We start from the raw sequence: 13,307 nt of genomic DNA on the forward strand, positions 1-13,307 counted from the left end.
GGCATGAGAATACTCTGGCCTGCCAGATAAAGGCCCAGAATGGATGTGACAGGGCCAAGCTTCATCTCCTGTACAGACTGTTTTAATCCATAAGATGCGCCCCCGGGGGAACCCGTATATCTCTCATAGGTAAAAGGCGTGGCGCTTGCCACAACCTTGAACCGTCCTTCCAGTTCAGGATAGAAATTTATCAAGTCTTTCACTGTTCGTTCCGTTAATCTTTTTTTGTAGTCTCTGTATTGGGGCGTTCTTTTTTTCTCTCCATAGGGTATATTTTGGGGATCAATTGTTTTGGCATTAACGAGAATACAGAGGCCCTTTTTTTTCTTGTCATATATTTCAGGATCGCAAGACATAATTGCAAGCGATGATTCTTCATTTTTGTCAGCTGAAAATTTGTAGACATTAGTATGATGCAGTCTTTCGGGAATTTCGTCAAGTTCAAGATAAAGGGAAAAGACAGAAGGCGTGTTTTTCATGTCCCGCAGCCTCGAAAGATAGGCCGGACGGACGGCCCTTTCAGGCAATATTTTTTCCAGCAGGTGAGGGTGAGCAGTGAATATACAATTTTCTGATTGGAGAAGTTTATTGCCTGAAATAATAATACCCTCCAGGCGGCGCTTGTCATCTATTTTTAATCCGGTTGCCGGTGAATTGCAGAAAGTATGAACGCCTTCTTCCATAAGACGTTCCCGGAAGGCATTAACGATTTCATCACCACCCCCTTCAAGTGTGTGAGGTGATTTGTAAAATGAACCCATTACAAGGGCATGAATATAAAAAGGGGCTTCACTGCCCTTTACGCCATATAAAAAAAGACCGTAATGGCTGAGAAGGTCTTTTAGCTCCTTAGTGGCATTTACCGAGTCCAGAAAATCAAAAAGGCTCTCATCGACATGGGAAATCCTGGAAAAATCAGCAAAGGCGAGATCAAAATTAATGAAGGGTGTCTCATTCATGATCTTTTGAATTTTGTCGGTATAGGCAAGGATTGCTTTAGTATCCTGAGGAAAGTGTTTTGATAGGGAAGCTCTTACACCGTCGAAACCGCCGGCAAGTGAAATGACCTTGTCACCAATGTTCAGTTCGTCGTAGCATTCACTATTCATGGGAATGGATTTAATTCTCTGTTCCATGCCGAGATAGTTAAAAATGACGGTAAGGGGCCCTGATTTTTCAAAACCGCCGGAATAATGCAGGCCCGGGTCACACCAGACGTTTCCTCTTTTAAAGCGTTTCAAAAGGGGCGCAATATGGCCACAGCTTTCGACAAGGGCAACTTTAAGGCCATTTTGAGCAAGTGTAAGCGCAGCCGTTAAACCACTCATTCCTGAACCGATTATGACAGTGTCGTATTTCAAATGCATGTATCCAGCAGCAGACAGGAATTGGTGCCGCCAAAGCCTGCTGAATTGCATAGAATAAGGTCAGGCTTTTTATCGATTGTTTCCGCCGCAATGTTAAGCTTTGGAATACCTTCTTCCTGCTTTTTAAAGTTGATATTGGGGGCAATAAAGCGTCCCCGGGACATGAGGATGGAATAGACTGCCTGGGCCGCCCCGGCCATCCACATTTCATGGCCGGTCATTGATTTTGTGGAAGAAATCCAGGGGCTGTTGTCACCAAAGGCGCCATGAATAGCTCTTGCCTCTGCCGCATCACCGATGGGTGTTGAGGTTGCATGGGCAGAGATGTAATCGATGGCATCTGCCGATGTTTTTCCACGATTAAGGCACTCCCTGATACACCTTTCAAGCCCCTCTCCGGAAGGAACGGAGAGATTGGCGCCATCGGAGCTGAAAGCATAGGACCTGATAATTGCCAGGATGTGAGCGCCTCTCTTTTTTGCAAGGTCCAGTCTCTCAAGCGCAACAATCGCCGCTCCGCCGCTGGGAACAAGTCCGTCTCTTTTAGCATCGAAAGGTCTCGAAGCACGGGGAGGGTCATCTTCTCTTAAGGAGAATGCATTCGTCGCATCAAAGCTCGATACAGATTCCCAGTTTATTTCCTGTGCTCCTCCGCAGATAATTCTTTCCTGCCGTCCCATGGCAATGAGGTCGCCGGCCTGGCCGATAGCATGCCCGCCGCTGGCACAGGCGCCGCTTAAGGTCCATGAGGCCCCCATTGTACCCAAAATGGTATTAAGGTTCATTGTAACCGTTGAATTCAATGCCTGGAAAACGATTCCGGCGCCGATGGGAAAGGTGCTTTTTTCGCGACGTGTTATTTCTACCTGTTTATAGTTGGCCAGGGTCGTCGAGTCATTGCCTATAATGAGGCCTGTTTTATCACTTTTAATTTCCGATTCATTCCAGCCCGCCATTGCGATTGCTTCAAGGGCTGCGCCATAGGCCTGAATACCGAAGTCGGTCATGGTGCGGTATTTCTTTCGTTCCAGCCCGGGCTTTTTAAAGTCCTCAATGCGGCCTGTCAAAGCGCTCCTGAAGCCTGCTTCTTTTCTTTCTTCATCAAGTACGATTCCCGACCGTCCTTCCTTAAGGGCCTGAAGGACTTTTTCCGTTCCCGTTCCGAGGCAAGAAACAATGCCTATTCCTGTAATAGCTACCTGGTGCATATTTATAAAAAAGAGAGTTAAAGAGAGATCAGATGCATCTCAAGTATATATTCCGCCGTTAATTGAAATTGTCTCGCCTATAATATAAGATGCCTCGTCTGAAGAGAGGAACTCCACAGCGGCAGCTACCTCCTGGGCAGTGCCAAACCTTCCGGCGGGAATGGTAGGCAGTATTTTATCTAAAGGAAGTTCAGCAGTCATATCGGTTTCAATAAATCCGGGAGCCACGGCATTAACGATTACCCCTTTTTTACAGACTTCCAGCGCAAGAGATTTGGTTGCGCCAATAAGACCGGCCTTTGCAGCTGAATAGTTGGCCTGTCCCGGCAGTCCGCTTTGTCCCGCCGTTGAAGTAATATTAATTATTCTGCCCGATTTTCTTTTCAGCATGCCCATGAGAACGGCTTTGGTAACGAGGAAGAAACCGAGGAGACTTACATCGATAACATCTTCCCACTCTTCCTGGCTCATCCAGATCATGAGGCCGTCCTTCGTAAAGCCGGCATTATTTACCAGCACATGGGGTGTGCAAAGTTCGAGTTCCGGAGAAAGCGCTTCATCAATAGCTTCCTTGTCACGAACATCGAATTGCAGCAGCTTGCAATGACGTCCCAGGGATTCGATTTCTGCTTTAACTTTATTTGCCGCCTCTTTGTTGCTGCTATAGTTTGCCCAAATATCATAACCTGCTTTTGCCAGCCTTAAGGCGATTGATGCGCCAAGCCCTCTGCTGGCACCCGTAATGAGGGCAATTTTGTTATTCTTTTCATCTTTGAGGCTGCTCATAGACATCGGTTTCCTTTTGGTTTTAATTTGCGGAAGCGGCTATTTGAATTCGAAAGCCATCCTGACGATACTTAGTATATAGTCTATTTTGTGAGCATGTCAACCCGTGAATCCCTCATTGACAGGTTGCATAAGATGTGAAAAATGATTGGGAAATTATAGGGAAGGTATACAAAAGAATTTCTTCGGGAGAGAAAGAAAGGGGCAGAAAAATTTATTCTTTGCCGCTGCCGCCGGTGATAGGCACGCTTCGCTTCCTTGAAGTAGAACTGTGATAATATTTAAATCTGAAGATGGCATCGAATCCATGACAGTTTGAACAGAAAGCCACATCACTGACTCCTCTTAAAAAGCTGTTAGTCGAGTTACCTTCCGTCGCAGTACCGGGACCATAATCAGGATTGTCAGGCGACCAGAGGTGTGGATTGTGACATGTGGGACAGGTGATAATTCCTGTTTTGGTACGTTTTCCATCTATTTCGAATACAGGAAATGGCTGTTTTTTCTTCTTCTTCTTTCTTGACCGGGCCTTTCTTGGAACATTGGACGTTACCTTGATTTCTATGGGGTGGTTGAAATTCTTGGGTATTTTTTTCTTGGCAATTTTACCTTCAAAATGACAGCTTCTGCAAAGTGTTTCCATTCCGTCATCACCTGGACCCCGATCATGTGCCCACATTCTGATGCTGTTTGGTGAGTTATGAATCATATGACAAAAACCACACTTACCAGTTTCGGTAACAGTCTTGCCGTCGGTATTTTTGGCAGTAGGCGCTGAAATTGAAAAATCGTGGTCCGTAAATTCGATATACTTGTTGTTTTCATGACATTCTATACAGAGATCAGGAGATGGGAAAGCCGGTTTTCTAAGGAAACTGTTTCTTGCCGTACCTTCTACTATTCTGGAAGCGCCTGCTGTTGTCATAAGGTTTCTCGCATCCCACTGATGAGGATCATGACAGGAAGTACAGACAACCCTTCCTCCCATGGCAGGTGACTTCTTTTGACCTTTATTATTGTATAGGGGGAATGACGTTTTTCCATCCGCCTTCCTGATATCTGCTTCCAGAGGGTGAGAATAATCTCCGGCAAGTTTCTTTTCGGCTACCAATCCCTTTTCATGGCAACTCTTGCAAAGAGAAACAACGGCATTTCCGGGTTTAACGGGTCTTGCCCACATTTTTGCAGAAACACCGTTATGAGGTAGATGACAAGCGCTGCAAGTGCCTGATTTTCTCGTTGTAAGGCCGAGAACGTTTTTTTCTTCTTCTGAAAAAATGTTCATATTATGTTTTGATAGTTCAACAGACCTTTTGTCAACGTGGCAGTTTTTACATAAGGTTGCCTGAGGTGCATTCGGTATTCTAAGGAAGCTGTTTTTTGCATCACCTTCTTCTTTCTTTACCTTTTTCATTTTGGAAGCTATTGATTTTTTAACACTCTTGTCAGCTTTGTCTTCATCGATAAGAACTTCAGAGGGATAGGAAGCAGAATCCCATTGGTGAGGATCATGGCAACTTCCGCAACTTACATTGCCGTCAGCAACTTTCTCTCCACTCTTGGCATAGAGAGGGAGGGTTTTTATCGGTTCTTTATCAATGCTGGCCTTATATTTGTCATTCTTAAAAGTCCATACCTCTTTTGATTCAGGAGTAATGCCGAGATTTTTAATGGGCTTGCCCACAGGATGAGTGAATTTACCGACCTGCTTCTTTTCCGCCGGCAAATCTTTTTCATGGCAGCTCTTACAGAGCCTCTCCACCTGATCACCCTGTGTAAAAGGATTTCTTGCCCACATTTTGGGCCCGCTTCCATTATGTGGCAGGTGGCAGGAACCGCATATATCACCCTTTTTGGCTTTTACGCCAAGTATATTTTTCTGGCCCGGTGCCGTAAGCTGCAGGTTATGTTTTGTCACGACGACAGAGCGTTTTTCAACATGGCAATTCTTGCAAAGCGCTGAATCGGGGTCTTTTTTGATTCTTAAGAAACTGTTTGAGCCGTCACCCTCAATGTTTTTACCTCTACCTTCCTTAACCTTTGCAGCATCCCAGATATGAGGATCGTGACAAGAACCACAGGAAACGTTGCCTTTAGATACTCTCTTGCCTTCATCATCAAAGAAGGGGAGGGGAGTGAGTTTAATTCGGTTTTTTTCACTTACTTTTTCTAAGAGCGGGTGACTCCAGCTTCCGTCATCTGAGATGGTAATATTAAGATTGGATACAGGCTTGCCCGTTGGATGTGAATATTGTCCTGTCTGTTTCTTTTTTGCAGGCCCATTTTCATTATGGCAGGAGAGGCATAGTTGGGCCACAATATCACCTTCTCCGGAAACTTCTCTTGCCCACATTTTTGCTTTCGTCGGTGCATTGTGGATCATATGACACTGACCACATACCCCTGTTTTAGATACGTCCTCTCCTTTAGTGTTAGTCGTTTTCGGAGAGGTTACTCTCATGTCATGATCTGTTTTAACGATAAACTTCTTGTCCCTGTGGCAGTCGGCACAGAGGTTGGGGGCCGGTGCGGCTGCTTTTCTTAGAAAACTGTTTGTTCCGTCGCCTTCATCAAGAGAACCCTCTTCAGGATCTTCGAAGTTCCACTGATGTACATTATGGCAGGTGGCACAGACTACTTTGCCATTAACGATATCACCGGGTTCGACAGGATTAGCATCACTGCCGAACAAGGGGAAGGAAGTTTCGCCACCTACTTTCGCCAGATCGGCATTAACAGGGTGAGAATGGTTTCCAATAGGTTTTTTCTGCCCTGCCTCTCCTTCAGAATGGCAACTCTTACACATGTTGGAAATATTGTCTTCCGTGCCCGACAATTCACGGGCCCACATTTTTGGACCTTTCCCTTTATGTGGAATGTGACAGGCGCTGCAAGGGCCACTCTTAACCGTTGTCTGTCCCTTTGCATTGGCTGCGTCAGGCGCGCTGTTTTGAAGGTTGTGCTTTGTTATTTGAACACTCTTTTTGTCTTGATGACATTTTTTACAGAGGGCAGAGTCTTTATTGCTGTCCACAAGAATGCCTCCCTCACGCTTTGCATAATGAGGCCTGTGGCAGGTCTGGCAGATAATCTCACCGTTAGTCCCTTTTCTTCCGCCACTTTCTATGACTTCATCTGCAATCTTCACTTTTTCGGAGACTATATTAACGGGATGAGTATGCATCTCCCTGGCCTCTTGAATATTTTTTGCATATCTATCGCTATGACAAATTCCACATAGGCGGGAATTATCATTATTTGTAAGGAGAAGCTTTTTCTCTCTGGCTCCATGAACCCTGTGACAGGATTGACATATAACCTGATTTTGATAAGAACCTGTCTTACCGCCGAGATCATGAATTTTTTTAGGGATATCGATAGATGTTTTATTGATGGGGTGATTGCCCTCCGTCGGACCCGTAGCCCTTTTAATATGGCAAATCATGCACATCATGGAGTCTTTATTGGACTCCCTCAAAAAGATGGGACTGTCCTTGGTGCTCCATTCGACGCCATGGGCTGAATGACAGGTTCCGCAATAAACCTGACCATTTGTATCAAGAGGGAAGACCTCCGTTCCATCTTTTCTTTTGGGGATATTTACATTTTTTGGTGTTACGCCTATCGGGTGAAAATTCTTTTTATTGTCTTTCCATGCAAATCGAGAATCGAGAATGAAACCATCATGGCAGGTAAAGCACATTCTTTCCGTACTTACAACACCCTGTTTGCCTGCAATGACGACAGGCTGCGCTTTTAATTCTATGAGAGGTTCCACCTCTTTTTGCCTTAATTGCTCCAGCCACATGATATGACAGGTAGAGCACTCACGCTGGGCAGAAATCTTCCTGGCTGCCATTAGATCACTTACAGAAGATAGTGATAAAATCAGGGTCAGAAATAAAAGTAGAATGATTTTGGAATGAAGTCTGGACATTATTTCAGTTTATATACCGATATTTTGTTTTCAAGCATCTCCGCTACATAGAGAAGGTTCCCTTTGACAAAAATTCCAGCTGCACTTTTGAACCTCCTTATTTTTCCGCTCTCATCGCCAAGTACATGGAGGAACTTTCCCTCATTATTGAATACCTGAACGACATCAAGGTAACTATCGGAAATGTAGATATTCCCCGTCTTATCGACAGTGACACCTTTAGGTCTGAAAAATTGGCCGGGCAAAACACCCCATTCGCCGACGGTTCTGTATAGTCGTCCGTCATTCCTGTAGACGACGGCTCTTGAGTTAAGTATATCTGCAATATATAATTTCCGGTCTTGAAACCAGAGAGTAGCAGGGTATCTGAATTCCCTGTCCTGTTCACCCCTCTCACCCCAGGCTCTGACAAAATCACCATTCTGCTTATAAACGACAATTCTGTGTTTTTTGTTGTCTGTAATAAAACAGTGACCCGTACCCGGCTCAATGGCAACATCAATGGGGACAACTCCCATTTTTTGAAGATCGATAATACCCTTGAACTTACCTTGCTGAGAAAAAAACTGGATTCTCTTATTATCTTTGTCAGCGACAAAAATATCATTTTTAGGTGATATACCTATTCCAACGGGATTCTTAAACTCACCGGCTTTGCTGCCGCTCTTTCCAAATCCAAAGAGAAAGGAACCGTCTTTACTATAGACAAGAATACGGTTATTGACGCCATCAACAGTATAGACATTTCCCTTGGAGTTGACGACAAGGTCGGTAGGCAGCTCAAGGGGATCATTTGCAGGACCCTTAATTTCCAGTACCTTGCTTATTCTTACGGTCTTTGCTTTTTTCCTTTCCCCTGAAGACAAGGCGGGAGAAAATAATAATACAAAAACAATTATTGGTATCAGTTTGTTCGTCATAGCATTTATAATAAAAAGGGTGTGGTATCTAACAATACCACACCCACACAGATTAAATGTATATTATTTTGTTTGAATTATTTGTTCCAAACCTTCTCAGGTGCTTTTTGTTCCTTAACATAATTTTCTCTCCACCACGCCTTGGGATCAAATACGGCTCCTCTGGGGGCTTTTGGCTTTTTGACGGCATCTTTTCCAACGAGAGTATTAATAACTTCGTCTGATTCTTTCTGGTCACCACGATAGAGTGAAGGAATAAAGAATCCTTTGTATTTTTGTACAATACCTACGATATTAAGACCCGTAAGATCATCAATTCTCTGGTCGCTAAAGCCAAGTGCTCTAAAAGGCAGGTAACTCTTATCTTCAGCAGTATGGCATCTTGTACAAAATCGTCCTTTAGGCATGACATTTTTGTGTATCCTGTTCTTGAACTGGCCTTGCAACTGCAAGTCACCGGCAAGTTCTTTCTGGATCTTCAGGTATTCAACACCAATTGGGGCGTCCTGAGGAATTTCAAGCATTTCTTCTTTTCCTCTTACCGTAATAAAACCGATGATCTTAGAATAATAGTCGTCCGTTTCCTCAATTCTTCCCGTTTGGTCATTGTATTGCAGACCAAAGGGTTTCCCTGTCGGTTTATTGTCGGAGTAGTTAAACCACTTGAAGGTTATATCCTGTTCAGGAATATACTCGGGATTGACATGGCAGGTGAAGCAGCCGATAAACTGCGTATGCATATTCATCATTACTCTGATAAAACGACGTCTTTTATGAGGGAAGTTTCCATGACACAGATAACAGACGGGATTTTTGTCAATTCTTGTGGTATCTTCCACAAGGTTGTGAAAGTGACGATTTTTTTCGAGTATTCCTTCATGCTTTACCTCACCGAGCAGATCGCTTTTTCCCTTTTCGTCATGATGGCCCAAGCCCAGTTTAGTAGCAAAATGAGGTCCATGATGACCGAAAAGCATATATTGTACCGTTCCGTAACCGACTGAGATGAGTATTAACCAGAGAAAGGCTGATACGACCCATGCGCCTAAAGGATGATTTTTTCTGTCTCCCAGAGACCATGCCGTAATTTTTTTGTCTTTGCCGGGCCCGTATTTGCCATACTTTGTTTTTACATCAATGTAAAAGAGAATGGCGAGTATTAATACCGTTATGGCTACCCCAATATATACATCTGTCATCGTTTAGTCTCCCGCTTTAAATAGTAGGTCCAAAAAGAATATTACAATACCGAGCATCCAAATTATGACAACTAACAGTGAAGCATATGCAATGATACTTTGAAAAAGGCTCAGTCGACGTTTGAACATTATTCACTAGTTTTTCCTTTTTCATGTTCTTTCAGAACTTTCTCAATGTAAGCCCTTTCTTCAGGGTTATTTCTCAGTTCCCTTTCATAATCAAAGAAATGTTCTTCTATCTGGTGCTCCCTGGCTATCTTTCCTGTTAAAAATGTCCATTGCATGGGGAATCTGCCCGGCTCGAGATGAACGTTATACCAGTGCCAGAATGCGATAACAAGAAGCGCAAGCACCGCTTCGTGGGGATGGGCAAGCCTGGCAAAACTTTGCACGTAGTACTGATCAACGGGCAAAATCTTTGCCACAATATCAGGAAAGAGGAAACAGGCTCCCGTAACTACCATGATGGTATTTCCACCGGCAGCAGCGAGGTAATGTATCTTCTGCTTATACATGAACTTGTCCATTTTGGGTCTGGTCTTTTTTATGCCTGCAAAGAATTTAAGGTCATGGATGATGTCAAAAAGGTCCTTAGGCATTGGGATCTGGGTTCTTTTAATATCGAAAGTGCCTTCCTTAACTTTCATAATTGTGCCGATAAGAATAGTAAGGACGTGGTAGACCATGGTGAAAACCATAGCCGCCGCATTAATCCTGTGAATTATTCTTGTGCTTTCAATACCGCCGAAGGCTGCATTGAGCGGTTGCGCCCAGAAAGCATCATTAAAATGGATGGGCAGCCCTGTTGAAGCGAGAAAAAAGAAGGAGATAAAAGTTAAGGCGTGTTGTATCCTGATATGTATGGAATAACGCTGTATATCACCCAGGGGGTTTGAATCCACGATTTTATAGAGATTGTCAGGCAGTCTCTCTATCAGTGCATCAATTTTTTCTTGTTCAGTACTCATCTATGAATATCCTCCTTTAAAGTTGAGGTAAAAGAAGCGCTTTAAGATTATCTCCAACTTGACCCGTTTCGAATGAACAGACGTACGCCATGTCTGACCCTGCCAAAGGTTTCAATCGATTTCAGACCTACGAGCCCAAAGAATGCGACATAGGCAATTATGTTATAAACGATAGATGCGTAAAAAATAAATGGATTGTCATCAAGTCTTGCAGTAGGATGCGGATCGACGTTGATAAAAGACTCGTCAGCGTTCCTGTGATAGTGACATTTTTTACATGTATTCACTCTGTTTTCGACGTGTACAGGAGATTCAGGGTCAGAGGAGCGTCTGATATCGTGAACGCTCATGTAGTAGTTTTCAGTCTTTGCATGACAATTGAGGCAGTTTGCCGCCTCATCGAGACCGTACTTGACAACCTTGGCGTGGAATGAATCGTTATAGGCCTGTCCGGCAAAAGTATATTTTCTGCTCATTTCCTTGCCGAGAATGGCTTCATTCATTTCCTGCTGCTGTTCGAGAAATTTCTCATTTGTATGGCATGTATTACAAAGCTCGACTATTTGCGCCGAGTTTCGCTTGACTTCTCTTACCCTTCGGGCAGTATGCATATACCAATGTTTGGCAAACTGATCATTTTCATGGCACACATTACACCTGTCCGTAACTTCCCTGGGTGGTCCGTCTTTGCGCTCGGCCGGATTGTAAATAGGATTGATATGGCAGAAGATGCAGTAAGGTTTGTTTTTATCGATCTCTTCCGTTTTACCTTGAGGCAGCTTTTCCCTGCCATGGACACTTTTGTCATAAACGTCCTTGATCGGTTTGTGACTGAACCTCTCGCCTGTTGCCGGGTTGATAACATGGCATTTGGTATCGCAAGTTACCCCCTGCTTGACTTCGCTATGAGGAATCCGGTCAATGAAGTAGTGACAATCTCTACAGGGTACGCGGGAGTGAACGGTCTGTACGAAAGTCGGCTCGTCTACATAGTAGAACTTCCTGACTCCATTCGGATCAATCATTCCCATCTTTCTGTATTTATGGCACATGAGACAGTTTTCGTCGTCGGCAGCAATACTCTTTTCAGGTAATAGGGTAAAGCAGGTAATAAAGGTGAAAACAAGAAGCAGGCAGGTAGACATTTTTCGCATAACAAACTCCCATGAATAGTTAGTTAAGGACGGGAAAAAATAATGTGAGTACTTGTATATTAGATATATAATGCTTTGTCAATAAAAAAAGCAAAAATTGTATACAATTTTTTAAAAATGTATACAGAAAATCTAAAAAAATAAATATGTTCAGTAGTTATTAAATTTTTACTTTTCCAGCTGGCCCCCTATTTCCCACTTCCAACCCACAATTCCATTGATCAGAATTCTGATATTTTCAAAGCCCATTTTCTTGAGTTCACTATAGGCAACTCTGCTCCATGGACCGCTCTCGCAATAGAGTATGATCGTGTCTGATTTGTTGTACCGGCTGATTTTTGATTTGATCCCGGAAAAAGGAATGGAAAGGGCGCCGGGAATACGACCTTTCCTGTATTCACCGGAAGAGCGCACATCGATAAGGACGAACTCATGTTTATTTGTAATGAGGCGGGAGAGTTCACTTGATGTGATGCCGTCAAAAAGCGCTTCTTTATTCTCATTTGACCTTGATGAAGGAATCTGCCTTACAGATTCCATGTACTCATACCTGAGCGCAAGAAAGAGAAGAAAGAGAACAACGGCGACAGAAACTTTATCTTTAAATTTCATGGCCAGCATATATAACAGATAGCGTCTCCATTTTCAACAGATATAATCTATAAAAGTCATCATTGTCCTGATTTAATTTGATTTGCCGCCATAAGCGCTTCCTCCGTCTGTGCGGATATTGCCGGAAGGATATGTCCATGCTCATGGCCCGCTGCCTGCGGCGGGGAGCTTCGATCCACTGTTGATTTAAAGAGAAGCAGACCTTAAAATGGTATGAGAAAAGACAGTGGAAGGGATGTCATGAAGGCAGTTAAAACTGATGATGGTTCATTTAGCTTTTACTCGGATGTTTATGGTGAGACCTATCATTCGCGAAATGGCGCATTAAGGGAATCTTTTGAAAAATATTGCAGGCCCTGCGGCATAAAAGCGCTGGCCCGTGGTGGAGCCATAAGCATTCTCGATGTAGGGTTCGGCCTCGGCTATAACGTCCTGGCCGCTTTATACAGTGCGAAAGATGCCAATAGTGATTGTCAAATCAATGTGATATCCCTGGAAAAAGACCTCATCGATTTTAAGGTTTTGAATAAGATAGAAGTCCCTTCCAGATACAGGGGGCTTTATCGTATTGTTCTTCAAGCCCTTAAAGAGAAGCGCTATTTTAGTGATGGTATTAACATTAGGATCTTGTGCGGTGATGCCAGGGAAGAGGTAAAGAAGGTTGACGAGTGTTTTGACGCTGTCTTCCTTGATCCTTTTTCCGTGAAGAAGAACCCGCAACTCTGGACAGTCCATTTTTTTAAAACGCTTTATAAACGGATGAAAGAGGACGCCATGTTAGCAACTTACAGCGTATCGACACCGGTAAGGGCCGGACTTGTTGAGGCCGGTTTCCATATCGGTGAGGGGCCCGGTGACAAGATGAAGCGCGGTGGAACGGTGGCTTCCAAAAAAGCTGATCACCTTTTTATGAACTCCAGGAATCTTGAAAAGCTGAAAAACTCACCTGAAAGAATACCTTTTTATGATCCCCCCTTAAATTTTACGGCCCGGGAAATCTTCAGTTACAGGGAAAAGTTAAAAGAGAAATAATTATATTTCAATTCCTGATTATGAATAATGACTGACTGTGAAGGTGGCGGTGCCTGATTAGAGCCGAAAAACCTTGTAATAAAGCGGCTCTTTTGCTATATTCGTGCGTCAATTCTATTGACTG

The 13,307-nt window shown here is 43.6% G+C and carries 10 protein-coding genes; 1 reads left to right on the forward strand and 9 read right to left on the reverse strand.

Annotated features, from left to right (window positions below; translation table 11 throughout):
• From OEV42_11945 to OEV42_11985, 9 genes are all read right to left on the reverse strand, one after another.
• A partial coding sequence (locus OEV42_11945) for an FAD-dependent oxidoreductase (protein ID MDH3974982.1) occupies nt 1-1,361 on the reverse strand: 1,361 nt, incomplete at its 3' end.
• Complete coding sequence (locus tag OEV42_11950; protein ID MDH3974983.1) at nt 1,358-2,575, reverse strand: beta-ketoacyl-[acyl-carrier-protein] synthase family protein; 1,218 nt, start codon at nt 2,573-2,575, stop codon at nt 1,358-1,360. The genes OEV42_11950 and OEV42_11945, both read right to left, overlap by 4 nt.
• Nucleotides 2,576-2,614: 39 nt before the next feature.
• On the reverse strand, nt 2,615-3,361 hold the full coding sequence (gene fabG, locus OEV42_11955) for a 3-oxoacyl-ACP reductase FabG (GenBank protein MDH3974984.1): 747 nt from the start codon (nt 3,359-3,361) through the stop codon (nt 2,615-2,617).
• 214 nt (nt 3,362-3,575) lie between these two features.
• On the reverse strand, nt 3,576-7,298 hold the full coding sequence (locus OEV42_11960; GenBank protein MDH3974985.1) for a cytochrome c3 family protein: 3,723 nt from the start codon (nt 7,296-7,298) through the stop codon (nt 3,576-3,578).
• Nucleotides 7,298-8,218, reverse strand: a complete 921-nt coding sequence (locus tag OEV42_11965; GenBank protein MDH3974986.1) for an NHL repeat-containing protein — start codon at nt 8,216-8,218, stop codon at nt 7,298-7,300. Before OEV42_11965 ends, OEV42_11960 begins: the two co-directional genes overlap by 1 nt.
• 77 nt (nt 8,219-8,295) lie before the next feature.
• Nucleotides 8,296-9,417: a hypothetical protein gene (locus tag OEV42_11970; GenBank protein ID MDH3974987.1), complete on the reverse strand. Its 1,122-nt coding sequence runs from the start codon at nt 9,415-9,417 to the stop codon at nt 8,296-8,298.
• A gap of 128 nt (nt 9,418-9,545) precedes the next feature.
• The gene (locus tag OEV42_11975; GenBank protein ID MDH3974988.1) at nt 9,546-10,385 is read right to left on the reverse strand and encodes a hypothetical protein; all 840 of its coding nucleotides are present in this window, start codon (nt 10,383-10,385) and stop codon (nt 9,546-9,548) included.
• 47 nt (nt 10,386-10,432) lie between these two features.
• Complete coding sequence (locus OEV42_11980) at nt 10,433-11,539, reverse strand: hypothetical protein (GenBank protein ID MDH3974989.1); 1,107 nt, start codon at nt 11,537-11,539, stop codon at nt 10,433-10,435.
• A 168-nt stretch (nt 11,540-11,707) separates the two neighbouring features.
• A complete protein-coding gene (locus tag OEV42_11985; GenBank protein ID MDH3974990.1) occupies nt 11,708-12,151 on the reverse strand; it encodes a rhodanese-like domain-containing protein in 444 nt (147 codons plus the stop codon).
• Between the two features lie 240 nt (nt 12,152-12,391).
• Here OEV42_11985 and mnmD point away from each other — a divergent pair, with 240 nt between their 5' ends.
• Nucleotides 12,392-13,183, forward strand: a complete 792-nt coding sequence (gene mnmD / locus OEV42_11990; GenBank protein ID MDH3974991.1) for a tRNA (5-methylaminomethyl-2-thiouridine)(34)-methyltransferase MnmD — start codon at nt 12,392-12,394, stop codon at nt 13,181-13,183.
• Nucleotides 13,184-13,307 lie beyond the last annotated feature (124 nt).

It is taken from the genome of Deltaproteobacteria bacterium, from assembly GCA_029860075.1.
In the GTDB taxonomy this organism is placed as follows: domain Bacteria; phylum Desulfobacterota; class JADFVX01; order JADFVX01; family JADFVX01; genus JAOUBX01.

What these genes read in the sequence shown, in the direction of transcription:
- fabG (MDH3974984.1), bottom strand. Translation starts at nt 3,361, where the DNA reads ATGAGCAGCCTCAAAGATGAAAAGAATAACAAAATTGCCCTCATTACG.
- OEV42_11970 (MDH3974987.1), bottom strand. Translation starts at nt 9,417, where the DNA reads ATGACAGATGTATATATTGGGGTAGCCATAACGGTATTAATACTCGCC.
- OEV42_11960 (MDH3974985.1), bottom strand. Translation starts at nt 7,298, where the DNA reads ATGTCCAGACTTCATTCCAAAATCATTCTACTTTTATTTCTGACCCTG.
- OEV42_11965 (MDH3974986.1), bottom strand. Translation starts at nt 8,218, where the DNA reads ATGACGAACAAACTGATACCAATAATTGTTTTTGTATTATTATTTTCT.
- OEV42_11975 (MDH3974988.1), bottom strand. Translation starts at nt 10,385, where the DNA reads ATGAGTACTGAACAAGAAAAAATTGATGCACTGATAGAGAGACTGCCT.
- OEV42_11985 (MDH3974990.1), bottom strand. Translation starts at nt 12,151, where the DNA reads ATGAAATTTAAAGATAAAGTTTCTGTCGCCGTTGTTCTCTTTCTTCTC.
- OEV42_11980 (MDH3974989.1), bottom strand. Translation starts at nt 11,539, where the DNA reads ATGCGAAAAATGTCTACCTGCCTGCTTCTTGTTTTCACCTTTATTACC.
- OEV42_11950 (MDH3974983.1), bottom strand. Translation starts at nt 2,575, where the DNA reads ATGCACCAGGTAGCTATTACAGGAATAGGCATTGTTTCTTGCCTCGGA.
- mnmD (MDH3974991.1), top strand. Translation starts at nt 12,392, where the DNA reads ATGAAGGCAGTTAAAACTGATGATGGTTCATTTAGCTTTTACTCGGAT.